This window comes from Streptomyces sp. NBC_00016, assembly GCF_045040885.1.
GTDB classification, from domain to species: domain Bacteria; phylum Actinomycetota; class Actinomycetes; order Streptomycetales; family Streptomycetaceae; genus Streptomyces; species Streptomyces coriariae.
On sequence record NZ_CP108304.1, the window covers coordinates 4,912,047 to 4,938,050 of the forward strand.

The window sequence follows — 26,004 nt, forward strand, 5'->3', positions numbered from 1 at the left end:
GAGAACCTGCCTCGGCTACGGCTTCTCGTACGGATCCGCCGGCTGTTTCACCTGCGTGACCGTGGCCGCGTCCAGGACCGGCGGCCAGGCCGCGTCGGAGCCGAGGCTGCCCTTCGGACGCCAGGTGCCGGTGACGGTGACCCAGGTGTCGGCGGGCAGGACGTCGTCGTCCGCGTTCCGGATCTCGACCTTGCCGGTGGTGGCGTCGGCGGCACAGCAGGTCACGACGAGGCGGGTGACGTACCAGGTGCCGTCGTCGCCGTGGGTGACGAAACCGGTCAGGCGGACGGTACGGCCGTTCAGCGAGCGTCCGCTGTCGTAGATCGCGCGCGAGCTGAACTCGGCGACCGTCAGCTCGACCGGGTTGCCCGCGGGGAGCGCCGGGAAGGCACCGACGCCCTGCGCGGCCCGCTGGGCGGCCTCACGGCCGGCGCTGTAGGAGCCGAGGGCCGGGGGCGGGAAGAGGAGGAGGGCGAGGGCGGGGAGCGTGAGCAGCCAGGCGACGCGGGGCCCGGCGGGGCCGTGGGAATGCCCCTCGTGACCTGCGTGACCTGCGTGCCCGTCGTCGTCCCGGTGGACGTCCTCGTGGTGGACGTCCTCGTGAGGGCCGGGCGTGCGGTGGCGCAGGACCGCCGTCACGAGGCCCAGCAGCACCAGGGCGACCCCGGACACGATCAGGTAGGGCCGCAGGCCCGCCTGCACATAGCGCAGGTACAGCTCGCCGAAGAGGGTGATCCGCAGGACCGCGCCGCCCGTCAGGAGGAGCAGCGCCGCCGGTCCGTACCGCCTCACAGCAGCCACCACCCCACGAGAACACTGGCGGCCACGGCCACCACCCAGGTCGCCGAAGCGAACCGTACGGCGAAGGACCGGCCGAAGGTGCCCGCCTGGAGGGCGAGCAGCTTGAGGTCCACCATCGGGCCCACCACCATGAACGCCAGCCGCGCGGTGGGCGGGAAGGCGCTCAGGGAGGCGGCGACGAAGGCGTCGGCCTCGCTGCACACGCACAGCACGACGGCCAGTACGGCCAGCAGCGGCACCGCGAGCCAGGGCGACCCGGTGAAGAGGTCGAGCACCGAGCGCGGGACGGCGATGTTGAAGGTCGCCGCGGCCGCCGCGCCCAGCACCAGGAAGCCGCCCGCGTGCAGGAAGTCGTGCTGAAGTCCGGTGAGGAAGGCGCGGGCGCCGGTGGCGTGCGCCGACGGCGTGCCGCGCCCCGGGAGCCGCAGCCACTTCTCCTTCCCGAAGCGCGCCCACAGCCAGCCCATCAGCACGGCGGTGCCGAGCGAGGCGAGCAGCCGGGCCAGGACCACCTTCGGCTGGCCCGGGAAGGCGATGGAGGTCGCGACGAGCACGACCGGGTTGATCGCGGGCGCGGACAGCAGGAAGGCGAGGGCGGCCGCCGGGGCGACCCCGCGCCGCATCAGGCTCCCGGCCACCGGCACGGAGGCGCACTCGCAGCCGGGCAGCACGGCCCCGGCGAGTCCGGCCACCGGTACGGCGAGCGCGGGGTTGCGCGGCAGGAGCCGCCGGAACACCCGCTCCGGCACGAACGCGCCGATCGCCGCCGAGACGACCGTACCGAGCAGCAGGAAGGGCACACCCTGGACGGCGACGGCGGTGAACACCGTCCACCAGGCGGCCACCGGCGGGGTGTAGAGGTCGAGCGCGAGCAGCGGCCCGAGCACGGACACGACGGTCGCGATGGCGATGAGCGCGGCGCCCCCGAGCACGGCGTACACGGACGCACGCACGACGACCCGCAGGCCGTCGGCCACAGTCCGTTGATTCTGCACGTCTCGCAAACTAACGGCGACGGCTGTGCCCGACCGGCCACTTTCCCAAGAGAATGCTGTGACTACAGCGGCGGCTGCGCGGGAGCCGGCCCCAGGGTCGTCGTCCCCGGCGCCGTACGGTGCCCCAGCCCCGTGCGATACGCGTCGAGCGCCGCCTCCACCCGCCCCGTACGCCGCAGCAGATCCCCCAGCATCCGGCACAGATCGGCGAGATCCCCCGCGGCCCCCGCCCGCTCCAGCAGGCTGAGAGCGCGCACATAGTGCTCCTCCGCCGCCTCCGTGTCCCGCGCGTCCTCGGCGATGATCCCGAGCAGCCGGTGCGCCCCCGCGGAGTGCACGGCGCCCCGCTCGGGCGACAGATCCCCGAGGACGGTGTGCAGCAGCGCGGCGGCCTCCTCCGACTTGCCCCGCCGGTGCAGGACGTCGGCCAGCTCGACGGCGACCTGGCTGCTGTAGAGGGCGGCGCGCTGCGCGGAGAGCATGGTCTGGGCCTGCTTCAACTCGTCCTCGGCGCGCTCCAGTTCGCCGTTCTGCGCGTAGACGTAGCCGCGCATCCAGTGACAGTTGGCCAGCTCGGTACGGAGCTGGAGCTGACGGTAGAGCTCGGACGCCTTGGCCAGCGAGGCGTCGGCCTCCGCGAGGCGGCCCTCGGCGAGCAGGGTGCGGGCGACGGACCGGTGCATCCGGGCGACCAGCGCGGGGTCGCCGACCTGGGGCGCGAGGGCGAGGGCGAACTCGGCGGCCTGCGCGGCGCGGGCCTGCGCGCCCATGTCCATGTACGGGCCGATGACGGACGCGTAGAGCAGGAGCAGCGCGTCGGGGTCGTGCAGCCCGCCCCGGTTGAGCTCGTCGAGGGTGGATTCCAGCAGGTAGACGGCGTAGCGGAGTTCACCGGCGAGGTAGTGGGCGACGGCGCGGCCGCGCAGGGCGGGGACGCGGGCGGGGAGCGGCGCGTGCGCGAGAGCGGCCTCGGCGCGCTCGAAGCAGCGCAGCGCCGTGTCCAGGTCTCCCGTGTCGATCCCGCACTCCCCGAGGCCGAGCAGCGCGGTGGCCTGCTCCTCCGCCAGCCCGTGCTCCTCGGCCTCCGCGAGCAGCCCGGAGTACTGCAGGGCCGCCTCCTCCGCCGCCCCGGTGGCCAGCGCCCGCTGGGCCTCGGTGAGACGGAGCCGCAGATCGGTGACGAGGCGGGCGGGGCGGCCGGTCGCCAGTTCCTCGAAGTCGACGCCGAGCCGCTCGGCGATGTGCTTGAGCGCCTCGTCGGAGGGCCGCACCCGGCCGGCCTCCAGCGTGGAGACATAGGCGGGGGTGTACGTCGGCTCGGCCAACTGCCGCTGTGTCAGCCCTCGTTCGACCCGCAATCGCTGCACCCGGCGACCGACGACCTCCGGTTCGTCCCGCTCTCCCACGCCCGGCTCCCCCAACTACCCCTGTGCCTCTTGCCGTTGGACTATCTCAGCCTCTAGGTTAAACGGCGAGTTAAGCATGCTTAACAGCTTGCTGACGTGAGTATCGCAGTCGCCGACGTTGCGAGGTAGCCGTGCCCGGACGCCCATCCGCACGCCCTTTCGCGCCCTATGTCAGGGCCGTCGCCGCGGCCGTCCTGACCGTGACGGCCCTGATCACCGCGGCCAACGCGGGCCCCGCCAGAGCGACGGACGCCGGTCTCGTCTCCCCGGCGTCCCGGCACGAGACGGCGGAGCGCCGCTAGGGGCCGCCGCCGGGCGCCTCGGACTCCCCCGCCCGTCCGTCGGCGGCCGCTTCGTCGCCGGGACGGTTCAGCCCTGCGTCTGAAGCTGCCGCAACTGCTGCCGGACGTGGTCCAGCGCGCCCTCGCGACGGCCCGGTACCCGGCCGCGCAGCTGCGCGATCCCGGGGCCCAGCGCGCGGGCCCGCGGCACGTCGGGGATCCGCCCCCACTGGTGGTGCGCCCGGTCGACCGCCGCCTCCACGGCGGGCGCGTCGACCGGCTGCCCGGCCTCCAGCCGGGCGACGGCGACCGCCATCCAGGTACGGCAACTGCGCTCGGCGTCCCCCGCGAACATCGCCAGATCCGCCCGCACCTCACCCCAGTGCAACGCCTCCTCGGACCCGACCCCCCACGAGACGGCGGCCGCCTGCTCCAGCCGAGCGGCAAGAACATCGGCATCACCGTGCCGCCCGTCCCGCACGGCGGTGGAGATGGCGACGTGCGGGTCGGCAGGGATGCCGGGGGCGGCGGGGGCGGCGGATACGCCGGGCACGCCGGGCACGCCGGGGGCGGCGGGGGCGGCAGAAGTGGCAGGTGTGGCCGAGGCGAGAGGTTCGCCCGGGGCGGCGGACACGCCGGGAGCGTCGGGTACGCCCGAGGCAAGAGGTGCGCCCGAGGCTACGGAGGCGCCTGACACGGCAGGTACTCCGGAAGCGGCGGGTGCGAGCGACGCGAGGGGTGCACGCGAGGCGCCAGGTTCAGCGAACGCGGCAGGCACGCCCGGAGTCGGCGGTGCAAGCGACGCCAGAGGTGCACGCGAGGCGCCAGGTTCGGCGAACGCGGCAGGCACGCCCGGAGCCACCGGTGCAAGCGACGCCAGAGGTGCACGCGAGGCGCCAGGTGCGCCGGACGCGGCAAGCGCGCCGGGAGCCGTCGGGTCCGCCGGCTCCAGAGGTGCACGCGAGGCGCCAGGTTCGGCGAACGCGGCAGGCACGCCCGGAATCGGCGGTGCAAGCGACGCCAGGGGCGCATGCGCGGCGGCAGGCGCGTGGGAGGTGGTGGGGGTGGACCAGGGGGTGAGTACCAGGTCGCCCACCTCGCCGTCTCCCGCGATGCGGGCCAGCGCCGCCTGGTGCAACCGCTCGACCGCCGGACGGCCTCCGCTGCGCAGTATCGTCGCGACCGCTCTCATGTACGAGGGCGCGGCGACGGCCCGGCGGCCCGGCGGCGGCGCGATCCGCCCGTAGACGGCGGCCGCGGGCCCGCAGTCCAGGGTGTTCCCCCGCAGCCAGTCCCAGGTCTCCGGGTCCGCGCGCAGATCGAGCACCAGCGTCGTGGAGCCGGGCGCCCGCAGCCGCAGCTCCTCCCGGAACCAGTGCCACGGGAACGCCGTGTACCGCACCGTCGGGGGCGTCGTACGGGCGAGCGCCAGGTGGGGCAGCCGTTGCCGCCGGTCGAGCTGGAGCTGACCCGCGACGAACAGGGTGAGCGGCCCGGGGGCCACCGCGGCGGCCCGCAGCCGGGTGAGAACGGCCTGTGGATCCAGCGGATCGGCGAGTTCGACGACGTTCGCGGTGTCGGTGCCGGCCAGCACGGGAGGTGGCACGGCCGCGAGGACGGGGAGCACGGAGGCCGCGTCCACCAGACATCCCTTGCCCATGGGCGAGGCCGCGAGCAGCAGCACGGTTCCGGGCATGGTCCCCTCCCGCATGGTCCCCTCCCCTGTCGATCACGTACCTCAGCACCGTAACCGCTGCGGGTGCAAAGGGGACCCTCAGCCCTGCAAACGTCCCCCTACGGGGCCTTCGTCGGCCGGCGGCACAGGGCGGCCCCGGCTGCCCCGGCGGCACAGGCGCCCCAGCCAACCCGGTGGCACAGGCTGCCCCGGCTGCCCCGGCTACCCCGGCGCCCCTGTCGCCCCCGTCGCCCCTGTCGCCCCTAACGCTCCCGTCGCCCCCGGTGCCCCTGACGCCCCCGGTGCCCCTGACGCTCCTGACGCTCCTGACGCCCCCAGCGCCCCCAGCGCCCCCGTCGCCCCCGTCGCCCCCGATGCCCCTGGTGCCCCTGGCGCACCCGTCGCCCCCGTCACCCCCGGTGCCCCCGGTGCCCCCGGTGCCCCTGGTGCCCCTGGTGCCCCTGGCGCACCTGTCGCCCCCGGCCACACAGGCGCCCCCGGCCGCACAGGCGTCGCCGGCCGCACCGCGAAAACCGTCGTGTCGTCGGCGAGACGGCCTCGGCAGTGCCGCAGCGTGCCGTCCCGTACGAAGGCCACCAGCCGGCCCGGTTCGGCGGTCCGCGGATCGCGGGCCAGGCCGGCCGCGACCTCCTCGGCCAGCGGATAGAACTCACCGGCGCCGTCCCGCGCCTCGGTCACCCCGTCGGTGACCAGCAGGAGCGTCTCGCCGGGGGCCACGGCCACCCGCAGCACCGGCGGGGGCCCGTCGTCCTGCGCGACGAGCTCGCCGAGGCCGAGCGGGAGCCCGTCCCCGTTCGGCAGGGCCCGTACGCCCTGCGGCCCGCCGACCGCGAGCGTCGGCTCGTGCCCGAAGCCGACGATCTCGACCACGCCCGGCTCCCCCACGACCACCCCGTTCTCCCCCTCCACCCCGGTCTCCCCGGTCCCCCCGGTCTCCCCCTCCACGCCGGTCCCCCGCCCCGGGAAGCCGATCAGCACGGCCGTGGCGAACCGGTCGCCGTCCGCCCAGCCGAGGGCCGCGGTGTGCGCACGGTGCCGTCGCATCCGGGTCTCCAGCCGGCCGGCCACGGTCGCCAGATCCGCCTCGTGGTACGCGGCCTCGCGGAAGGTGCCCAGCAGCGCGGCCGCCGCCTCCACCGCGCCCAGCCCCTTGCCCTGGACGTCACCGAGGAGGACCCGGGTGCCGTGCGGACCTGGCTGGATGTCGTAGAAGTCGCCGCCCACCCGGGCCTCGGCGTCGGCGGCCAGATAGACCGCCGCGTGGTCGAGGCCGCCCCAGCGCGGCGGCAGCGGACGCAGCACCGTACGGCGGGTCGTCTCGGCGATGTTCATCATGTGCAGCATCCGCCGCTCGGCGCGCACCCGGACCGACGCGGCCAGCACGGACAGCACACCGCCGACCAGCACCAGCACGAAGTCCGCCGCGCCCTCCCGGTACTCGGACGGCCAGGCGGCGTCGCTGGTGGCGTAGGTGATCAGGGCGAGCACCGCGAAGAGCGCCGTCGTCCACACCCCGCAGAGCGCGGCGGCGATGGCGGCGACGAAGACGCACCAGGAGACGATGCGGAACTCGCCGGTGGTGTGGAAGTCGGCGTAGGTGATGGCGACGAGCATCACCAGCGGCACGAGCCAGGTGACGCTGCGGCCGCCGATCTGGAGCAGCTGGTGCCGCTGAAGGACGTCCCGGCGCCGGGCCCGCGGAAAGCGGTCGAGCAGGCCGTGACCGCCGGACTCCATGAGGTCAGCGAAACACGGGGGCGCGGCGCCCGCATCCGGGAACCGGCGGACGAACCCGGTGAGGGAACCCGGTGAGGGAACCCGGTGCAGCCGACTTGCCACCGCCCCCGGCCAGGTGTGCCCTGGAAGGCGGGGGGCGAGGAGAGAGGAGTCCTCTCATGGCTCATGCGGCACCCGCGTCAGGCACACGGACACCGTCCGCACGGTCCCGTACGCCCGATGTCTTCAGCGAACGGGCCCACCGGGCCGCGGAGTGGACGACACCCGTGGCACTGGGGCTCGTCTACGGCTACTGGGTCGCGGCCAACAACCGCTCCGGAGGCCCCATCACCGGCTGGAACCTGCTGCTCGGCTTCGTGAGCGCGATCGTGTTCGCGGCCCTGTGGACGGGCATCCACGCCCTGGCCCCACACATGCGGCGCGAGCTGCACGCCCTGCTGTGGACGGCGTTCGCCGGCTGCGCCTTCGGCTTCCTCTACAGCCAGACCGGCGCGACCGTCCTGCGTTCCGTGGGGATGTCCCTGGCCATCTCGGCGGGCGTCTTCCTGACGCTGTTCTACCGCTTCTACACACAGGAGGACGCGGCGGGTAAACGTATCCGCTGATCCGCCCACCGCAGGCGTCCGCGCAAGGACGCACACGGGCCCCGGCGTGGTGACGCCGGGGCCCGTGCCTTCCCTCATCCCTCCACTCACCGGCCGACCGGGACCCACTCCCAGTCACCCGACGAGGTTCCTGATGCTCCGGTGGTGCTGACGCTCCAGGAGCCGGAGAAGCTGAACGTCACGGAGGCCGAGACGCTGACCGAGACGTTGGTGAACGGGTCGTCCCAGTTGGTCCAGTCGCCGTTCTTCCACCGCGGGCACGGATCGGCGCAGTCGGGCACCCGCGCGCCGCCGGTGTCCACGAAGGCGGCGCTCGCCCAGCCCTGGGCGCCGAAGAGCCAGTACCAGTCCGGGTTGCCGTTGACGCTCTGCCCCTTGACCCTGCACTGCACACGGTCGTGACTGCCGGACGCGAGCGTCGCGACGACGGGCGAGCGGGTGGTGGGGTCCTGTCGCACACTCAGCTCGGAGCGTGAGACGACGGTGCCCCTGATCGAGCCGTTCCCGTCGCCGCCGCTGGTCGAAGGGGCTGCCGCCGCCGTGGTTCCGAGGGTCGCTCCGGCGAGGGTGCCGCCGGTGAGCAGGGCCGCGGCCAGAGTCCGCAGGGCCAAAGTGGTGCGCATGATCGACCTCCTTCTCCCCAGAACCAGGAAACACCCGTTCGGGTGAACCCTCCACCGGAGCGCGTCGCGAGGCCTGCGCGGGGCGCCACCCGGACGGCCGCCATGGGCTCGCGTTCCCCGCCCGGACGCCGTTGCCTGGAGGGGTGTCCCCAAGCCTGCGGACCGCCCTCTCGGCCGTCCTCGTCGCGCTGTCCTGCCTGCTCGTGCCGATCAGTGCGCTCGCGGCCTGGGCGGCGTACGGCCTCACCGACACCCGCGGCTATGTCGCCACGATGGCGCCGCTCGCCTCCGACCCCGCCGTACGGAACGCCGTCGCGGACACGGTGGGTGACGGAGTGGCACGCGAGGCCGGGCTGAACCCGCTCTTCCTGCGGGACGCGGTCCGCTCCTTCACCGCGACCCGCGCCTACCGCACGGCCTGGGACGCGGGCAACGAGGCGGCCCACACGGCCGTGATGAGAGCGCTGAACGACGAGAGCGCCGACCGCGACTCCCACCCGGTGACCGTGGACCTCGCGGCCGTCACCTCACCGCTGAAGCGTCAACTGACCGCCGACCACGTGCCGTTCGCCGACCGCGTGCCGGTGGAGCACACCCGGGTCGCACTCCTCCCGCCAGCTGGACTGGCCGCTCTCCGGAAGGGCTACCACGTGCTCGACGTAGCCGGATTCTGGCTGCCCCTGGCAGCCGTCGTGTTCGCGATGGCCGGGATCTCCCTGGCGGTCTCCCGCCGCCGGGCGGTCACGGCGACGGCCCTCGGCACCGCCCTGGGCGGCGCGTTGCTGGGTCTCGCCGTCGCGATCGCCCGCCGCCTGACCCTCTCCGACCTCCCCGACGAGGCCCACCGCCCGGCCGCGGGCGCGGTGTACGACGCCCTCACCGCGACCCTGCGGACGGCCTCCTGGCTGCTGCTCGCGCTGGGCCTGACGGTGGCGGCGGCGACCTGGCTCATCCGCCGGCACTCCCCGGCGGTCCGCCTGCTGCGACGGCGGCGAGTGTGCGCAGCGCCCGTGCCAACTCCTCCTCCGGAGCCGACGCGAGTCCGAGCCTGACCGCGTCCGGGGTGCGGTGCGGGTCGACGGCGAAGGCGGTCCCCGGGGTCACGGCGATGCCGTGCGCGGCGGCTGCGGCGGTGAAGGTGTCGGCCCGCCAGGGCGCGGGCAGCTCCCACCAGGCGAAGTAGGCGCGCGGATCGGTCCGTACCGTGCCCACCGCGCCCCGCAAGCGCTCGCCGAGGTGTGCGGTCAGGTGCTCGGTGAGGATCGCCTGGCGCCGGGCTGCGTCCGCCCGCTTCTCCTCGACGAGCCGGCGCACCACCCCGTCCGCCGTCCACCGCACGGCCGCCTCCAGCGCGAACCGCCCCGCGCTCCACCCGCCGGACCGCACCGCCGCCCCCACGGCCTCCGCCCGGCCCTCCGGTACGACGAGAAAACCGACGGTCAGCCCCGGCGCGACCCGCTTGGAGAGCCCGTCGACGACATGGGTCAGCCCCGGGGCGTGCGCGGCGAACGCGGCGGCGTCCGGGCGGAGAAAGGACCAGATGCGGTCCTCGACGACCGGCAGCCCCAACGCGACGACGAGGTCGCCCAGTTCGCGCCGCCTCCGCTCGCTCATGGTCGAGGACGTCGGGTTGTGGAGCGTCGGCTGAAGGTAGAGGGCGGAGAGCGGAGCGGCCCGGTGGACGGCGGCGAGGGCGTCCGGCCGTACTCCTTCCGTATCACCCGCGAGCGGGACGAGAACCACCCCCAGCCGTCCGGCGATCTCCTTGACCAGCGGATACGTCAGCTCCTCCACGCCGACCCGGCCGCCCGGCCGGACCAGGGAGGCGAGGGCGGCGGCGATGGCCTGCCGGGCGTTGCCGGTGAACAGCAGCTGGGCGGGGTCCGGCCGCCAGCCGGGCACGGCGAGCAGCCGGGCGGCGCTCTCGCGGGCGGCCGCGGTCCCGTCGGCGGCGCCCGGACGCATGGCCTCCGTCAGCACGTCGGCCCGCAGCAGCGGCGCGAGGGAGGCCGCGACGAGCTCCGACTGCCCTGCGGCCGAGGGGTAGTTGAGCTCGAGGTTGACGGGCGCGGAGGTGGCCGTCTCGATGAGCGCCCGCCCCTGCGCGACGGCCGGTGCGGCCCGCACGAAGGTCCCTCGCCCCACCTCTCCCACCACCAGGCCACGCCGCACGAGTTCGCCGTAGACCCGTCCGGCCGTGGAGGGCGCGATGCGGTGCCGCCGGGCGAACCACCGTTGCGGGGGCAGCTGTTGGCCGGGGCCGAGCCGTCCGGTGACGATGTCCTCGGCGATGCGGTCGGCGATGAGCCGGAAGTCGGCCATGGGCACTCCTGGAGCCAGAGATTGCACCGAGAGCAAAGATCTTATTGCACCGAGAAGACGGCCCGCCCTACTGTCGCTCCCATGGCACCCTTCCTCGCATACGAGGACAAAGGCACGGATACGCCCCCGGCGCTCCCCCTCGTCCTCGTCCACGGCCACCCCTTCGACCGCACCATGTGGGCCCCGCAGATCGAGGCGTTCTCCACCACCCGCCGGGTGATCGCCCCCGACCTGCGCGGTTACGGCGCGTCCCCGGTGGTCCCCGGCATCACGCTGCTGTCCGACTTCACCCAGGACATCGCGGCGCTCCTGGACGAACTGAAGGTGGAGACGTTCGTGCTGGCCGGGCTGTCGATGGGCGGCCAGATCGCGATGGACATCTACCGGCAGTTCCCCGACCGCGTCCGGGGCCTGGTCCTCGCCGACACCTTCCCGGCCCCGGAGACCCCCGGCGGCAGACTGGCGCGCAACGAGATGGCCGACCGGCTGCTCGCGGAGGGCATGCGGGGCTACGCCGACGAGGTCCTGGAGAAGATGGTCGCCCCCTACGCGGCCCCCGAGGTGAAGGCCCACGTCCACCGCATGATGACGTCGGCGCCTCCCGAGGGCGCCGCCGCCGCACTGCGGGGCCGCGCCGAACGCCCCGACTACCGGCCCCTGTTGGCCCGCGTCTCCGTCCCCGCCCTGGTCGTGGTCGGCGAGGACGACGCGTACACCCCGGTCTCGGACGCGGAGGCGATGCACGCGGTGCTCCCGCACTCCGAACTGCGGATCGTCGAAGGCGCGGCCCACCTGCCGAACCTGGAGCGGGCGGGCGAGTTCAACAGGGTGTTGACGGAGTTCCTGGCGAAGACCGGGGCGTAGCCTTCGGCGGGATGAGGTCGACGCGAGGACGGCTCCTCGGCGCCTGGTGCGCCGGGCTGCTGCTGGCCGGGGTGAGCGTGGTCGTCGGATGCCGGATCGCCGACACCGATGCCGTGACCCCCGTACCGCAACTGCTCGCCTTCCTGCCGTGGCTGACCGTGCCCGCCGGGGCCGCCGTCGCTCTCTCGCTGCTGGCCCGCCGGCCGGCCGGGGTGATCTGGGGAGCGGTCGTGCTCGGGCTGCTCGCCTGGTTCGTCGAGCCGTACGGGACGGGGGAGCAGCCGGACGGCCCGGTGCTCGCGCGGCTGCGGGTGCTGACGTCGAACGTGGAGTTCGGGTGGGCGACCGACGCCCTGATCCCGGTCGTCCGGCGCGAGCGGCCGGACATCGTGTTCGTCCAGGAGTGCGAGTACACCTGTCGGGCGGCGGTGGCGAAGGAGCTCGGGGCCGCCTATCCGCACCGGCAGGCCGTCGAGGGCGACGGCTCCGCCGGGTCCGTCGTCCTCAGCCGGTTCCCGCTGACGGCCACCGCGGGCGTGCCCGGCAGCATGGGCATGCCGGGGGCGGTGGCCGACATCGGCGGACATGCCGTACGGCTCCAGCTCGCGCACCCCAAACCCCCGCTGCCCCGCCAGGTGTCCCTGTGGAAACGGGAGCTGGGGCGCCTGCGGGACTTCGCCGCCCGCCACGGGAACGCCCCGCTCGTCCTCGCCGGGGACTTCAACGCCTCCCAGGACCACGCCGCCTTCCGCCGCGTCCTCGGCACCGGCCTGCGCGACGCGGCCCGGCTCGCCGGCGAGGACCGCGAGCCGAGCTGGCCCAGCCGCACCGCGCCCGCCTTCGGCACGCAGATCGACCATGTGCTCGTCTCGCGGGACTTCTCGGCGGCCGGGGCCCGCTTCCTCCACCTCGCCGGCACCGACCACCGCGCCCTGGTCGTCGACCTCACCCTCCACCGGGGCCGACAGCCGAGGGCGGGCCGGCGGCCGGGCGGGGAGGACCGTGGCCGCGGGCGGTCAGCGCCGGGCGAATCCGGCGCCTAGACCCCGATGTCCTCGCCGTCCTTGCGCCACACGGCCACGACCGCCGGGCGGACGATCTTCCCGGGGCCGTCCGGCCAGGTGCTCGCCGGCTTCTCGACCGTGGCGCCGTCGATCTCGCCCGGGTGCTGCACGGCGACGAGCACCCGCCGGTCCTGGACGATCGGGCCGCAGGTCTCCGCACCCTTCGGCACCGTCAGGAACTGCTTCAGCTCGCCGCGCCGCGAGCCGCGCGTCGCGACGCCGAACAGCCCGTCGTGCGAGCCGAGCTGGCTGCCGTCGGTGGAGATCCACAGGTTGCCGTGCGGGTCGAAGGCCACGTTGTCCGGGCAGGAGATCGGGCTGACGTCGTCCTTCGGGAAGCCCGCGAAGTAGGTCGCCGGGTCGTCGGGGTCACCGGCGACGAGGAACAGCGACCACGCGAACGCGGTGCTCTCGGCACGACCTCGGCGCTCGGTCAGCTCCAGGATGTGCCCGTGCTTGTTGGCATTGCGCGGGTTGGCCTCGTCGGCCTTGGCGTTCGCGCCGACACCGCGGTTGGTGTTGTTGGTGAGGGCCACGTACACCTTGCCGGTGACGGGTGAGGGCTGGATGTCCTCGGGCCGGTCCATCTTCGTCGCGCCGACCTTGTCCCCGGCGAGCCGGGTGAAGACGAACACCTCCTCGGCACTCATCCCCTCGACGTGCGAGACGGCACCCTTGGCGGTGGCGGTGGCGATCGGGATCCACTCGCCGCTCCCGTCGAACTCGCCGTCGGCGGGCAGCTTGCCGGTGCCGTCGATCTCGATCGTGGGGGAGTCGCCGGTGAGCCTGGCGACGTAGAGCGTGCCCTCGTCGAGCAGCGACAGGTTGTGCTCGCGGACGGCCCGGCTCGACCCCTTCTTCATCCGCTTGCTGCCGACGAACTTGTAGAAGTAGTCGAACCGCTCGTCGTCACCGGAGTAGACGACCGGCCGCCCGTCCTCGGTCAGCCGCACGGTCGCGGCCTCGTGCTTGAACCGGCCGAGGGCGGTGTGCTTGCGGGGCGTGGAGGCCGGGTCGTACGGGTCGAGCTCGACGACGTATCCGAAGCGGTGCACCTCGTTCGGCTCCTGGGCGACGTCGAACCGCTTGTCGAACCGCTCCCACTTGCGCTCGGTCGCGCCGGTACCGATCCCGTACCGCTTGTCCGTGGCCCGGCCGCTGTTGGCGAAGTACTGGTTGAAGTTCTCCTCGCCGTGCAGCGTGGTGCCCCACGGCGTGGTGCCGCCGGAGCAGTTGTTGAGCGTGCCGAGCACCTTCGTGCCGGTCGGGTCGGCGGAGGTCTTCAGCAGGTCGGAGCCGGCGGCGGGCCCGGTGAGCCGGAACTCGGTGGTGGCGGTGACCCGCCGGTTGAGGTGGTGGCGGGGCACGGCGGTCAGCTTGCCGGTCCTGCGGTCCTCCTGCACGACGACCACGCCGAGACCGTGCGCCGCCCAGGCGATCTCGACCTGCTGCCGGGTGGGGTTGGCGGCGTCGTAGCCACGGAACATGAGCACTTCGTCGGTGTACTCGTGATTGGCGACGAGCAGCTGCCGGTCGCATTCGCCCGGAATGGGCAGCAGCGCCAGGAAGTCATTGTTGTAGCCGAACTGTCCGGCCTGGGCGGCTGCGGTCTGCTTCTCCGGGTCGAAGGCGGGAGCGCCCCGCAGGATGGGCTCACCCCAGCGGATGACGACATTCTGCCCGTATCCGTCCGGAACGGTGACGGCGTCGACGGTATTCGGAGCGACAGAGCTGTACCGCAGCCCACGAGCGCTTTTGGCGGACGGTTTCCCGGAACTCACGGAATTCCCGGAAGATTGCCCGGAATTCCCGGAGGACTTTCCGGACGTATCGGCAGAGGCGGCCGCCGCGGGCAGCGCACCGGCCATCCCCGCGGTCCCGGCGGCGGCCGCCACGGTGACGACCGCGGCGGCTCGCACCATCGCGCGGCGGCCGATCGCCCCCGCGATGACCTCACCGACGTACTCGTTGTCGCTGGTGTTGGGCACCTCGTGGAAGCAGGCGTCACCACACCGGAAGCGGCAGGTCATGGCGGAGCGTCCGCCGGGATGGGACTGGGACGGCGTTCCGATCAGCGGCAGAAGCTTGCGCACCTTTAATCTCCCCTTGCATGCCCTTGGTGTGCTCGTGACGTTAGGGGCACGTATGTGCGGAGGCGCTGCTGTGGGATGAACGGAAAGTGAAGCCCCGGCAGCCACAAGGGTGTTGGACTTGCGCGGAGGGGGTGCCGAGGCGGTATTGACACACCTGGATTCCTTACACTCACCCCTGCCCAAGATCACCATCCGGGGCCGTTAACCTTACGTGTCCGTCCTGGCCAGGGATTGACGGGCTTCAACTCACGCGAAGGGTTGCGCACATGGGCATTCTCACTCTCCTGCGGAACGCGTTCGGACGGTCACGCAAAGAGCGGGCCGCCGAGGCAGAGGGTGCGGAACAGGTTCCTTCGCAGGAACAGACCGCCTCCGAGGAGCGGGACCAGGAGTCGACCGGGGCTGCCCCCACGTCGGCAGCCGCGCCGACTCCGGCGCCCGAACCGACGGTCCCTTCCCCCTCCCCCGAACCCACCCCGAGGGCCACCCCCACGGCCCAGGTCCCGGAACCCCGCCCGGCATCCCAGGACGAACACGACCTCGTCTCGGCAGCCTTCGACAACGTATCGGTCCCCAAGCCGACCCAGTCGACGGAGGACCTGCCCGCAACGGCGGCGGAGACGCCTGAGGCGCCGGCGCCGGCGGAGGCTGAGGCTGAGGCTGAGGCTGAGCCGACGGTGGAGGCTGAGGCTGAGGCGCCGGCTGAGGCGCCGGCTGAGGCGGCGGTCGAGGCTGAGGCTGAGGCGCCGGCGGAAGCTGAGGCTGAGGCGCCGGCGGAAGCTGAGGCTGAGGCGCCGGCGGAAGCTGAGGCTGAGGCGCCGGCGGAAGCTGAGGCGAAGGCCGAGGCCGACGAGCCGCAGGCCGAAGCGAAGGCCGAGGCCGAGGTGGACGAGCCGACGGCCGAGGCGGTCGTCGAGGAGCCCACGCCGACGATCGAAGCGGCCGCGGAGGCGGAGCCGGCAGCCGAGGACCCCGCGGCGGGCACCGACGCCGACGCGGAGCCTGCGGCCGAGCAGCCGGAGACCGCGCCCGTGGCGGAGGAGCCCGCGCTCGCCGCGGCTGCGGCCGAGGCCGACGAGTCCGCGGCCGCCGACGGCGAGGACGCCGCACAGGGGCCACTCGCGGCCGACGACGAAAGCCGCACGGGTGGTGCGGGTGGGGACGACTCGGCCGAAGGCGAAGCCGAGGACGAGGTCAAGGCCGAGCCCGAGCCCGAGGTCACACCCGAGCCCGAGCCCGAGCCTGCCACCGTCACCGACGAGCCCGCGCTCGCCACGGCTGCGGCCGAGGCCGAGGCCGACGAGCCCGCGGCCGCCGACGGCGAGGACACCCCGCAGGGGCCACTCGCGGCCGACGACGAAAGCCGCACGGGTGGTGCGGGTGGGGACGACTCGGCCGAAGGCGAAGCCGAGGACGAGGTCGAGGCGGCCCCGGCCGACACTCACCCCGCCCCCACCCTCCCCGCCGGCCTCGCCACCGCGTACGCCGCAGCGGCCACCGCCCTGGAGGCAACCCACCTCACCGCCACCCGAGCGAAGCTCTACCTCGTGCTGGACCGCTCCGCGAGCATGCGCCCGTACTACAAGGACGGCTCCGCCCAGGCCCTCGCCGAGCAGACCCTCGCCCTCGCCGCCCACCTGGACCCCGAGGCCAAGGTCCACGTCGTCTTCTTCTCCACGGAACTGGACGGCACCGGCGAGCTGACCCTCACGGACCACGAGAACAAGATCGACGAGCTGCACGCCGGCCTCGGCCGCATGGGCCGTACCAGCTACCACGCGGCGGTCGAAGCGGTCCTCACCCACCACGAGAAGGAAGCCGCGGACACCCCCGCCCTGGTCGTCTTCCAGACGGACGGCGCCCCGGACGCGAAGACCCCGGCCACCCAGTCCCTCACGGACGCGGCGAAGAACCACCCCGCCGTCTTCTTCTCCTTCGTCGCCTTCGGCGAGCCCGACAACAAGGCCTTCGACTACCTCCGCAAGCTGAAGACCCCCAACACGTCCTTCTTCCACGCGGGCCCGACCCCGCGCGAGCTGACGGACGCCGAGCTCTACGAAGGCGTACTGGCCACCTGGCGCCCGTAGGCCCCCTTCGGGGGGTGGAGAATCACGTCCACCCCCCGAAACGCATGTGAGTGGATCTTCGCGGGCCCAGTAGGATTTCGGGCATGGCGGCCACTGGAACCGAGAAGCAGGGTGGCAAGGCGTTCTACGTCTCCACCCCCATTTACTACGTCAACGACGCTCCTCACCTGGGCCACGCCTATACGACCGTCGCAGGCGACGTGCTCACCCGCTGGCACCGCCAGCGTGGCGAGAAGGTGTGGTACCTCACCGGCACGGACGAGCACGGTCAGAAGATCATGCGCACCGCGGAGGCGAACGGCGTCAGCCCGCAGCAGTGGGCCGACAAGCTCGTCGACGAGGCCTGGCGCCCCCTCTGGGAGCACCTGGAGATCGCGAACGACGACTTCATCCGCACCACGCAGCAGCGGCACACCGACCGCGTCCAGGAGTTCGTGCAGGACCTGTACGACAAGGGCGAGATCTACAAGGGCGGCTACGAGGGCCCGTACTGCGTCGGCTGCGAGGAGTACAAGCTCCCGGGCGAGCTGCTCGACGGCGAGGGCGACTTCGCAGGTCAGAAGCTGTGCCCGATCCACAAGAAGCCCGTGGAGATCCTCAGCGAGGAGAACTACTTCTTCAAGCTGAGCGAGTACGGCGACAAGCTCCTCGCCCTCTACGAGGCGAACCCGGGCTTCATCCAGCCCGAGTCCGCGCGCAACGAGGTCGTGAACTTCGTCCGGCAGGGCCTTCAGGACCTCTCCATCTCGCGCTCCACCTTCGACTGGGGCATCCCGATCCCGTGGGACCAGAAGCACGTGATCTACGTGTGGGTCGACGCGCTGCTGAACTACGCCACGGCGGTCGGCTACAACGAGAACCAGCAGAAGTTCGAAGAGACCTTCCCGGCCGACGTCCACCTGGTCGGCAAGGACATCCTGCGCTTCCACGCGGTGATCTGGCCCGCGATGCTGATGGCGCAGGGCCTCCCGCTGCCCGGGAAGATCGCCGCGAACGGCTGGCTGATGGTCGGCGGCGAAAAGATGTCGAAGTCGAACCTGACGGGCATCAAGCCGCAGGACCTGACCTCGCACTTCGGCGTGGACGCGTACCGCTGGTACTTCCTGCGCGCCATCGCCTTCGGCCAGGACGGCTCGTTCTCGTGGGAGGACTTCTCCGCCCGCTACACGAGCGAGCTGGCGAACGACTACGGCAACCTCGCCTCCCGCGTCGCCGCGATGGTCGGCAAGTACTTCGACGGCGTCCTGCCCGAGGCCACGGCCGACGGCGAGGCCGAGAAGGCGCTGCACGACGGCCTGGCGACCGCGGTCGCGGTGGCCGACCGGAAGATCGGCGAGGAGCTGGACTTCCAGGGCGGCATCCTGGCCGTGTTCGACTTCGTCAAGCAGGTCAACGGCTACATCACGGAGCAGGAGCCGTGGAAGGTCGCGAAGGACGACTCGGCCGAGGGCCGGGCCCGTCTGGCGACCATCCTCTACACCGCCGCGGAGTCCCTGCGCGCCATCGCCGTCCTGCTGAACCCGGTCATGCCGGACACCTCCCAGAAGCTCTGGGACTCGCTGGGCGCCGAGGCCGTCCTGGGTGCTCTCGCGGACCAGCGGGTTCAGGAGGCCGGCACCTGGGGCACGCTCCCGGCCGGTACGACGGTCACCAAGGGAGCGGTGCTCTTCCCGCGCCTGGAGGAGAAGCCGACCGCGTAGCGCGTCGGCGACCGACCACGGGGTCCGGGACGAACCACCTCCCGGACCCTGGTCGGAAGACGGCCCTGGTCGGAAGATGTAGAGGAAGAGTCGTAGAGGTTCCCCCGACTCGGGCATGTTCCCGCCAAGCCGTATGGTTTCCGCCATGGCAGTCCCCAACGTCATTCCGATCGCCTACGAGCCGAAGCACCGCACCGAGTCCATCGGGCGGTACGCGGACGGCCAGTTCCTCGCGTCGGTCACGTACGCCTTCCCCGAAGGGTTCCGTCTCGACGACGGCTGGGAAGAGCACAAGCGCCTCTACACCGTGCTGCACACCTTCGACGCCGCGGGCAACTACCGCGACTCGGACATCTGGTGTGCCGGCACCTGGGCCGAGCAGCAGCGCAACCCGCACGGCGACGACTCGGTCCTCACCCGGGCCCGCGTCCGCCTGGCCACCCTCCTGCGCAGCCTGCCCCGCCGCTCCTACACGGACATCGCGGTCCGCCCCTTCCGGCTCACCTTCGAGGGCGTGCTGTTCGGCCTGGTGATCCGCGAGGACAAGGACGAGGACGGCGAGCCGGAGACCTGGGCGGAGCTCTACCCGGACCGCCTGGCCTTCGCCGAACCCTGGGACGGCACGTACGACACCTGACACCTGCCACCGGGCGAACGCGAGGGCCGGGGGCTCGTGGTCACCCGGCCCTCGCGTGTCTGAGGGGTGTTACTTCAGGACGCTCGCGCCCGTGGTCGTCGCGAGGGTCGTGGGCAGGTTCTTCGCCGACGTCTCCAGGCCCGAGGTGAGGGCCGGGGTCCAGTTGACCGTGGTCTTCAGGTCCTTCGACGAGGCGGCGTTGTACGCGGCGACGACGTCGGTGACCGTGCCGTTGACGAGGTTGCCGGAGCCCTTGACCGCGCCGGTTCCGTCGCCGCTGAGGAGCTTGGCGACCTTTCCGCCGGTCGGGACCTTCCAGTAGTTGTTCTCGGCGACGACCTGGGCCTTGGCGCGGGAGTTGATGCTGTACTGCGTCGCGTAGCCGTTGAGGGCCGTGACGTCGTAGTAGTTGTTGTAGATGTGCACCTGGCCGACCCGGGCCAGCGGGGCGCGCTGGACGATGCCCTTCCAGATGTTGTGGTGGATGGAGACGCGCAGCTTGCCGCTGGGCTCGCTGTCGCTGCTGCCGATCAGCATCGTCTTGTCGTGGTTGGTGAACTGGTTGCGCGAGACCGTCACCAGGTCCGAGCTCTTGGTGATGTCCAGGGCGCCGTCGTGGATCTGGTACTCGCGGCCGTAGTACTTCGGGTTGGCGCTGTCGAGGTGGGGCGCGTCGGTGAACGTGTTGTGGTCGGCCCACACGTGGGTCGCGCCGCGCAGCGTGACCGAGTCGTAGTTGGAGTTCCAGTTGCCGTCGTCGCCGTCGGTCGGGTCCCACTGCGGGAAGCAGTCCTCGGTGGCGGCGAAGGTCAGGTTGCGGACGACGACGTTGTCCACGTTCTGGATCTGGAGCATGCCGCCGGAGATCCCGGCGTCGGTGCCCGGCACGCCGACGACACTGGTGTTGGCCGGCACCTTGAAGACGATGTTCTTCGCCTGCTTGGTCTGGGCCGCGGCGCGCGCCTTCTCCTGGGTGCCGGAGGGCAGCTTGGAGGTGCCGTAGGACGAGGGGTCGTACGCCTTCAGATAGGCGGAGAGCGAGTAGCCCGTGCCCGACGCGTAGTCGGCGCAGGTCAGCTTCTTGCCCGCGTCGTCGGTGTTGGCGTTGATCGTGCCCTTGATCTTGATGATCCGGGGGGTGGTGTCGGAGGCGGACCCCAGCGCCTTCACCAGCTGGGCGCGGGTGGAGACGGTGAACGTGTGCGCGGCGTCGGCCTTGGTACCACCGGTGGTGCCCGTGCCGGAGGAGGCCCAGCCGTCCTTGGCGGCGAGCGTCTGGTGGTACAGGTCGACGGTCCCGGCGTTCGCGTTCATCACGACGACACCGGCGCCGACGGCCGCGGCCACGGCGGCGGCGGAGACGACGAGGGCGCGGCGCGAGCGGAGGGACCGGCGGTGGGAGGGAGCTGCCACGGGGGATCCTTACGGGGAGGAGCGGGCTTACGTCCTGTCAGTGGTCGCCGCCGCGTGAAGAGTTGCCGCGTGAAGAGGATTTTTTCCGGGGACGTCTCCGCCGGTCGATCAAACGCCTTCACGATTCCCCCACCTCCCCCTTAAGGCGCGCATCGGGGACGAACACTTCTCTCCGGGGAGGGATCACCACACATGGACCGGCGTGTCATCGTCATCCTCACGCAGTTCGTGGCCAAGTAACGCCCCCGTCCACGGCCCTCTCCACGGCCCTCTTCCACGAGTTCCACGGCCCCGTTCGGGGGGCGTGCGCCCCGGGCGCGCTTTACACTCGCGGGCGGGGCGCAGGCGCACGGAGGGTGCGCGCGTGGGGATGGGGGATTCGCGTGAACGAGCTTGCTTTCAGGCGTGGTTGGCGGGCGGCCGTGGTGCTTCTGGCCGGGCTGCTGGGTGCCGCGGCACTGCCCGCCGTGCCCGCCGTCGCCGTGCACGGTGCGGTGCCCGGTGACTTCAACGGGGACGGCTACCGCGACGCCGTACTGCCCGCGCCGGGCGCGAACGTGGCGGGCAGGGAACGGGCGGGCGCCGTCGTCGTGCTGTACGGGTCGAAGACGGGACTGTCGGCCGCGCGGCGAGCGCTGATCACGCAGAACACCGCGGGCGTGCCGGACACCGCCGAGGCGGGCGACGGGTTCGGCTCCGCCACCGCCACGGCCGACCTCAACCGGGACGGCTACGCGGACCTGGTCGTCGGCTCCCCCTTCGAGAGCACCGCGAGGGGCCGGGAAGCGGGGTCCGTGACCGTGCTGTGGGGCAGCGGGAGCGGGCTCACCACGGGTACCGACCTGCCCGCCTCGGCGACGGCGGGCATGGACCCCTACCACTACGGCGCGGACATCGCCGCGACCCGCGGGGCCTCGGCCGCGCGGTCCGAGATCCTGGTCGCCAGCTGGGGCGGTGCCGTCCGCTTCACCGGCCCCTTCACCCGCACCGGCGGCTACGGCGCCTCCGCGGTCGCGGCGGACAGCTCCTGGGGGGACTCCGTCACGCTCGGCGACTTCGACGGCGACGGCTCCCCCGAGCACGTGAACGTGACGTACGGCCAGGGCGGGGAGACCGGCGGGTTCGTCTTCGTCGACCCGGAGGACCAGGACCACGTCGGCCTGCCGGCCCGTCTCGCCCACGGCAACGGCCACATCGCCGCCACCGGGGACGTCGACGGCGACGGCTACGACGACCTGGTGGTCGGCGACCCGGACGAACCCGAAGTCGCGGGCGTGGACGGCGTGTCGGGCGGTCGCGTGCTCGTCTGGCGCGGCTCGGCGGCCGGCATCGCACCCGACGCCGTGCCCGAGCAGCTCACACAGGACACCGCCGGCGTGCCCGACGCGAGCGAGAAGGGCGACGTCTTCGGCGGCGCCCTGACGGTGACCGACCTCAACCGCGACGGCCTCGCGGACCTCGTGATCGGCGCGCCGCGCGAGTCGGTCGGCACCAAGGCGCAGGCCGGCCAGGTGACGGTCGTGCCCGGCCGCCGCACCGGCGCCCTCGGCGCCGGCTCGTACGCCTTCACCCAGGACACGGCGGGCGTCCCGGACGCCTCCGAGGCGGGGGACGGGTTCGGTACGACGGTCGCGGCCGGGGACGTGAACCGGGACGGCAGGCCGGAGCTGTTCGTCAGCGCCTCGGGCGAGAACGAGTCCACCGGCGCCGTCTGGACCCTGCCCGGCTTCACCACCGGCCCGACCGCCGCCCGCAGCCGCGTCTTCACCGCCCCCTCGGTGGGCCTCACCCAGCCGAACTCGGTCCTGCTGGGCGGGTACGGCCTGGGCTGGGTGATCTGACCCCGGGTCACCCGGCCACCGGCACCCGGTGGTGCCGCCGCACCCGCCGAACCCCGCACGACGGCCACCGCACCTGGTACGACTACCCGGTGGACCTTCTCGAACCCCACCTCCGGCTCCTCGCCGAGGTCTTCGACGTGGCCGCCGCCGGCGCCCCCTGGGCCCTGGCCGGCGGCTACGCGCTCCAGGCGCACGAGCTGCTCCAACGCCCGCACGCGAACGTGGACTTGGCGACCGAGAGCGCGGAGCCGATGCCCCGGCTCGCCGAGGCGCTGGGCGCGGCGCTCACCTCCCGGGGCGGCCACGAGGCGACGGTGCGGGACACGGACCCGCTGTCCGCGCACCTGGCCGTGCTGGACCGCGCCACGGACACGGTCCTCCGGTTGGCCCTGCACAAGGAGACCTTCTGGAGCCCGCCCGTCCCGACCCCGTACGGTCCGGCGCTCGCCCTCCCGGACGCGGTGGGCACGAAGGTGCGGGCGCTCTACGACCGCGGTCTGGCCGTCGACCTGATCGACGCGAGAGCGGCGTCGGCCCGCTACACCCACCCCGACCTGGAGGAACTGGCCCGCCGTCATGCCCGGGACGACTTCGACCTGCCCACCCTCCAGACCCGGCTGACGGGCACGGACCACTACCCGGACACGGCGTTCACGGCGTACGGCCTGACGGAGGACCAGCTCACGGACCTGCGTGCGTGGGCTCAGAGCTGGTCGACGGACATCGCGGAGCGGCTGCTGGAGGAGGGGGCGTCACCGGACGAGTGACCGGGACGCACGGGTGGGGCCCGGTCCGCCGGAACGCCCCCGCCGCCGGGATCAGCCGGAAGAGGCCGACGCCTCGGCCGACGCCGTCTCGGACGCGCCCGGCTGGACCGCGTCGTCGGTGCCCTCGTGGGTGGCGTCGGGTTCGACACCCATCGTGATCGAACCCACGACACCCTTGGCGATGTTCTTCTTGTTGTACTTCAGCTTGAGCAGACCGCCCTGGATGCCGCTCTGGTCGTAGATCGTGTCCTCGGTGAGCGTGGTGCGCTCGGTGGTGCTGGTGGAGTACGGCTCCACCTCGGCCGAGGCAAGCACGGACTCCTCGTCGAAGAAGAACTGACCCGTGTGGCAGGTGTTGCCACCCTCATAACCCGCGTCGGTCCACTCGCCGTTGACGTGCACCTTGGTGTGGATGTGGACCGTGCGGCCGCGGTACCAGCCCGGGAAGATCGTCTTGAAGGTGACGCGTCCCTGCCTGTCGGTCTTCCAGGTCCCCCGCAGATAGCGCTCGTCGTCGGTGGGCTCCTCGTGCCCGCCGCCACCGCCGCCGCCGGACGGCTGCTCGCCGGTCGGGGTGCCGGTCGGCACGTCGGTCGGCGTACCGGTCGGGGTGCCGGACGGCGCGTCGGTGGGAGCGCCGCCACCACCACCGGTGGAGAGGCTCTCGTAGCCGGAGTAGATGCCGAGGGCGTCGCAGTGCCAGACGTCGACGGCGGCGTTCACGATGGGCTTGCAGGTCTCGGAGTCGATCACCTTGAGGGCGAGGGTGAGCGGGATGCCCTCCTTGTCCTCGGTGATGTCCTGGCGGAGCTTGTCCGCGTCGATGTAGTACGGACCTTCGGTGGTCTCGGAGGTGAGCTTGTAGCAGACCTCGCCGGCACTCGCGGAAGCGGCGGCCTTGGGCTTGGTCCCGCTCTTCTCCCCGGCGAAGGCGCCGGCGGCGAGCGCCCCGCCCGCCCCGACGGCGACGGCCGCGCCCGCACCGGCGACGACCACCTTGCGCCGGGTCAGATCACGCTTGTGCCTGGGGCCTTGCTGGTCATTCTCGGCACCGGCTGTGTTTTCTGTGTTTCCTGAGTTTCCCGTCATGGCCGCGAAGCTAGGAGGCGGGCCTGTCAGAGGCGTGGGAACGACCTGTGGAATTCCAAGGGCAGGCAAAAAGCGCCGGGCTCCGGGTCCGTTTTGAGCCTGCCCGTGGTAAAGAGGTTGGTGAGGCTTACCTTACTTTTATCTCCGCGTCCGCGTCCGCGCGGCCCGGCCCGGCCCGGCCCCGACACGCACCACCCGGAAGCACCTCTGGCGCCACCCGAACGTCCTGACGCCACCGGGAGCGCCACCTGGCGCCACCTCGGCGCCACGAGGTGCCATCGGGTGCCATCAGGCGTCATGAGGCGCGACGCAGGGCGCCATCAGGTGCCACCGGGTGCCATCCGATGCCGCCAGAAGCCCGTGAGCGCACATGGCGCCACGGTTGCCCACCCAGGCACCACCACGTTTCCGCAGGTCAACGCGTCACAACCTTCCAACGACCCAGAGATGTCACTCCACGGCTTGCACATGGCGCCATAGTGGTGCCATCATGGCGTCATGGACCTCACCCCGTATGTCGACACCCTCCGCCGCGAACTCGCGGTGGCCGCCGAAGCCGGCGGTGACGAAGCCCGCGAGCTGGCGGAGCGGCTCACCGCTCCCCTGGAGTCGGCGACCCGGCTGACCATGCTCCATGTGCTTTCCGCCGCCACGGACGAGATCACCCGCGATCTCGCCCCCGGTTCGGTCGACGTACGGCTGCGCGGGCTCGACCCTCAGTTCGTGGTGACACTCCCGCCCGGCGACGGCGGTGCCACCGCGGAGCCGGTCGCGCCCACCGAGCCGCTCAAGGCTCCGGCCGACGGCGACGAGGGCGGCACCGCCCGTGTCAACCTGCGCCTGCCGGCCCACCTCAAGGCCCGCGCCGAGGAGGCCGCGACCCGCGAGGGCCTGTCGGTCAACGCGTGGCTGGTGCGTGCCGTGTCGGCCGCGGTCGACGGCGGCGCCCGGCCGCCGCGCACGACGGAGAAGACCCAGGCCCTCGGACAGAGCTTCACGGGCTGGGTGCGCTAGCGCCGCACCCGCCCGCACCCCACTGCACCCGCACCACTTCACCCACACCACGTCCCACCAGCGGGGACGCCCTGAAGACCCAAGAGGACGGGACAGCCATGCCTTCTTTCGACACTCCCGAACCGATCTCGGTCACCGCACGCGTGGACGCCGGTTCCCTCCAGTTCACCGCGACCGACCGCCCCGACACCGTCGTCGAGGTGCGGCCCCGCGACCCGGAGAAGGACCTGGACACCCGGGCGGCCGCCCAGACCGAGGTCATCTACGCGAGCGGTGTACTGACCATCAGGACGCCCAAGCCCACGCTGTTCGGCCTCGGCCGCACCGGCACCGTCGACGTGACGATCGACCTGCCCACGGGCTCACGCGTCGACACGACCGGCGCCTGGACCCAGGTGATCGGCGAGGGCCGGCTCGGCGAGGTCCGCGTGAAGAACTCGGCCGGCGACGTCCGCCTCGACACCACGGGCCCGCTGGAGCTGACCGCCTCGCACGGCACGATCACCGTGGACCGCGTCGAGGGCTCCGCCGAGATCACCGCCAGCTCCGGCAGCATGCGCGTCGGCTTCGTCGACGGCTCCGCCGTCCTGAAGAACTCGCACGGCAGCACGACGGTCGGCGCCGTGACCGGCGAACTGCGCGTGAGCGGCGCCAACGGCGACATCGACATCACACGCGCCGAGGACTCGGTCACCGCCACCACCGCCCACGGCACCCTGCGGGTGGGCGAAGTGGTCCGCGGCACCGTCCAGTTGGAGACCTCCTACGGCGCCATCGAGGTCGGTATCCGCGAGGGCACGGCGGCCTGGCTCGACGTCAGCTCCGACTCCGGCCAGGTGCGCAACACGCTCACCGCGTCCGAGTCCCCGGAGCAGACCGAGGACACCGTGAAGATCCGCGCCCGCACCCGGTTCGGCAACATCCACGTCCGCCGCGCCAAGGCCTGAGCAGCGCGATCTCGACCAGCCC

General features: G+C 72.7%; 21 protein-coding genes and 1 pseudogene. 12 read left to right on the plus strand and 10 right to left on the minus strand.

Annotation, left to right across the window (positions count from 1 at the left end; genetic code table 11):
- Positions 1 to 15 precede the first annotated feature (15 nt).
- The 3 genes from OG933_RS21745 to OG933_RS21755 all read right to left on the minus strand — a co-directional run bounded on the left by OG933_RS21745 (position 16) and on the right by OG933_RS21755 (position 3,202).
- Positions 16 to 792 carry a TIGR03943 family putative permease subunit gene (locus tag OG933_RS21745; protein WP_405633477.1) on the minus strand — a complete coding sequence of 259 codons (777 nt, stop codon included), beginning with the start codon at positions 790 to 792 and terminating at the stop codon, positions 16 to 18.
- Positions 789 to 1,796, minus strand: a complete 1,008-nt coding sequence (locus tag OG933_RS21750) for a permease (protein ID WP_405628527.1) — start codon at positions 1,794 to 1,796, stop codon at positions 789 to 791. Before OG933_RS21750 ends, OG933_RS21745 begins: the two co-directional genes overlap by 4 nt.
- 62 nt (positions 1,797 to 1,858) lie before the next feature.
- The gene (locus tag OG933_RS21755; protein ID WP_362535737.1) at positions 1,859 to 3,202 is read right to left on the minus strand and encodes a helix-turn-helix domain-containing protein; all 1,344 of its coding nucleotides are present in this window, start codon (positions 3,200 to 3,202) and stop codon (positions 1,859 to 1,861) included.
- A gap of 131 nt (positions 3,203 to 3,333) precedes the next feature.
- On the opposite strand from OG933_RS21755, the gene OG933_RS21760 reads away from it, so the two are divergent.
- Positions 3,334 to 3,504 (plus strand): hypothetical protein, encoded by a 171-nt coding sequence (locus tag OG933_RS21760; RefSeq protein WP_405628529.1) that lies wholly within the window; start codon positions 3,334 to 3,336, stop codon positions 3,502 to 3,504.
- Between the two features lie 67 nt (positions 3,505 to 3,571).
- Here the strand turns inward: OG933_RS21760 and OG933_RS21765 are convergent, their stop codons facing one another.
- Both OG933_RS21765 and OG933_RS21770 read right to left on the minus strand, forming a co-directional pair.
- The gene (locus OG933_RS21765) at positions 3,572 to 5,179 is read right to left on the minus strand and encodes a hypothetical protein (RefSeq protein WP_405628530.1); all 1,608 of its coding nucleotides are present in this window, start codon (positions 5,177 to 5,179) and stop codon (positions 3,572 to 3,574) included.
- 498 nt (positions 5,180 to 5,677) lie between these two features.
- Positions 5,678 to 6,916, minus strand: a pseudogene (locus OG933_RS21770) (PP2C family protein-serine/threonine phosphatase); the annotation flags it as partial.
- Positions 6,917 to 7,074: 158 nt separating this feature from the next.
- On the opposite strand from OG933_RS21770, the gene OG933_RS21775 reads away from it, so the two are divergent.
- Complete coding sequence (locus OG933_RS21775; protein ID WP_082412815.1) at positions 7,075 to 7,521, plus strand: hypothetical protein; 447 nt, start codon at positions 7,075 to 7,077, stop codon at positions 7,519 to 7,521.
- 86 nt (positions 7,522 to 7,607) lie between these two features.
- Here OG933_RS21775 and OG933_RS21780 read toward each other — a convergent pair whose 3' ends face one another.
- Positions 7,608 to 8,144 carry an SH3 domain-containing protein gene (locus OG933_RS21780; RefSeq protein WP_405628532.1) on the minus strand — a complete coding sequence of 179 codons (537 nt, stop codon included), beginning with the start codon at positions 8,142 to 8,144 and terminating at the stop codon, positions 7,608 to 7,610.
- Positions 8,145 to 8,287: 143 nt separating this feature from the next.
- Here OG933_RS21780 and OG933_RS21785 point away from each other — a divergent pair, with 143 nt between their 5' ends.
- On the plus strand, positions 8,288 to 9,196 hold the full coding sequence (locus tag OG933_RS21785; protein ID WP_362535727.1) for a hypothetical protein: 909 nt from the start codon (positions 8,288 to 8,290) through the stop codon (positions 9,194 to 9,196).
- On the opposite strand, the gene OG933_RS21790 is transcribed toward OG933_RS21785, so the two are convergent.
- Positions 9,093 to 10,466, minus strand: coding sequence for a PLP-dependent aminotransferase family protein (locus tag OG933_RS21790; protein WP_405628535.1), 1,374 nt, complete (start codon positions 10,464 to 10,466; stop codon positions 9,093 to 9,095). The genes OG933_RS21785 and OG933_RS21790 overlap by 104 nt on opposite strands.
- 81 nt (positions 10,467 to 10,547) lie before the next feature.
- Here OG933_RS21790 and OG933_RS21795 point away from each other — a divergent pair, with 81 nt between their 5' ends.
- Together OG933_RS21795 and OG933_RS21800 are read left to right on the plus strand one after the other, a co-directional pair.
- Positions 10,548 to 11,330, plus strand: coding sequence for an alpha/beta fold hydrolase (locus OG933_RS21795; RefSeq protein WP_405628536.1), 783 nt, complete (start codon positions 10,548 to 10,550; stop codon positions 11,328 to 11,330).
- An 11-nt stretch (positions 11,331 to 11,341) separates the two neighbouring features.
- Positions 11,342 to 12,373: an endonuclease/exonuclease/phosphatase family protein gene (locus OG933_RS21800; RefSeq protein ID WP_405628538.1), complete on the plus strand. Its 1,032-nt coding sequence runs from the start codon at positions 11,342 to 11,344 to the stop codon at positions 12,371 to 12,373.
- On the opposite strand, the gene OG933_RS21805 is transcribed toward OG933_RS21800, so the two are convergent.
- Complete coding sequence (locus tag OG933_RS21805; protein WP_362535719.1) at positions 12,370 to 14,487, minus strand: PhoX family protein; 2,118 nt, start codon at positions 14,485 to 14,487, stop codon at positions 12,370 to 12,372. The genes OG933_RS21800 and OG933_RS21805 overlap by 4 nt on opposite strands.
- A 266-nt stretch (positions 14,488 to 14,753) precedes the next feature.
- On the opposite strand from OG933_RS21805, the gene OG933_RS21810 reads away from it, so the two are divergent.
- The 3 genes from OG933_RS21810 to OG933_RS21820 all read left to right on the plus strand — a co-directional run bounded on the left by OG933_RS21810 (position 14,754) and on the right by OG933_RS21820 (position 18,911).
- Positions 14,754 to 16,574, plus strand: a complete 1,821-nt coding sequence (locus OG933_RS21810) for a VWA domain-containing protein (RefSeq protein ID WP_405628541.1) — start codon at positions 14,754 to 14,756, stop codon at positions 16,572 to 16,574.
- An 83-nt stretch (positions 16,575 to 16,657) separates the two neighbouring features.
- Positions 16,658 to 18,274 carry a methionine--tRNA ligase gene (gene metG, locus OG933_RS21815; RefSeq protein WP_362535715.1) on the plus strand — a complete coding sequence of 539 codons (1,617 nt, stop codon included), beginning with the start codon at positions 16,658 to 16,660 and terminating at the stop codon, positions 18,272 to 18,274.
- A gap of 145 nt (positions 18,275 to 18,419) precedes the next feature.
- Positions 18,420 to 18,911 (plus strand): hypothetical protein, encoded by a 492-nt coding sequence (locus OG933_RS21820; protein ID WP_020130551.1) that lies wholly within the window; start codon positions 18,420 to 18,422, stop codon positions 18,909 to 18,911.
- Positions 18,912 to 18,980: 69 nt separating this feature from the next.
- Here OG933_RS21820 and OG933_RS21825 read toward each other — a convergent pair whose 3' ends face one another.
- The gene (locus OG933_RS21825) at positions 18,981 to 20,324 is read right to left on the minus strand and encodes a polysaccharide lyase family 1 protein (RefSeq protein ID WP_362535712.1); all 1,344 of its coding nucleotides are present in this window, start codon (positions 20,322 to 20,324) and stop codon (positions 18,981 to 18,983) included.
- A gap of 383 nt (positions 20,325 to 20,707) precedes the next feature.
- Between OG933_RS21825 and OG933_RS21830 the strand changes: the two genes are divergently transcribed.
- Positions 20,708 to 22,165, plus strand: coding sequence for a VCBS repeat-containing protein (locus OG933_RS21830; RefSeq protein WP_405628543.1), 1,458 nt, complete (start codon positions 20,708 to 20,710; stop codon positions 22,163 to 22,165).
- 89 nt (positions 22,166 to 22,254) lie between these two features.
- Positions 22,255 to 22,932: a hypothetical protein gene (locus OG933_RS21835; RefSeq protein ID WP_362535708.1), complete on the plus strand. Its 678-nt coding sequence runs from the start codon at positions 22,255 to 22,257 to the stop codon at positions 22,930 to 22,932.
- Between the two features lie 51 nt (positions 22,933 to 22,983).
- On the opposite strand, the gene OG933_RS21840 is transcribed toward OG933_RS21835, so the two are convergent.
- Positions 22,984 to 24,021 (minus strand): dioxygenase, encoded by a 1,038-nt coding sequence (locus tag OG933_RS21840; RefSeq protein ID WP_405628545.1) that lies wholly within the window; start codon positions 24,019 to 24,021, stop codon positions 22,984 to 22,986.
- A gap of 498 nt (positions 24,022 to 24,519) precedes the next feature.
- On the opposite strand from OG933_RS21840, the gene OG933_RS21845 reads away from it, so the two are divergent.
- Both OG933_RS21845 and OG933_RS21850 read left to right on the plus strand, forming a co-directional pair.
- Positions 24,520 to 25,035, plus strand: a complete 516-nt coding sequence (locus OG933_RS21845) for a toxin-antitoxin system HicB family antitoxin (protein ID WP_362535704.1) — start codon at positions 24,520 to 24,522, stop codon at positions 25,033 to 25,035.
- A 98-nt stretch (positions 25,036 to 25,133) separates the two neighbouring features.
- Positions 25,134 to 25,982, plus strand: a complete 849-nt coding sequence (locus OG933_RS21850) for a DUF4097 family beta strand repeat-containing protein (protein ID WP_362535702.1) — start codon at positions 25,134 to 25,136, stop codon at positions 25,980 to 25,982.
- Positions 25,983 to 26,004: the final 22 nt, after the last annotated feature.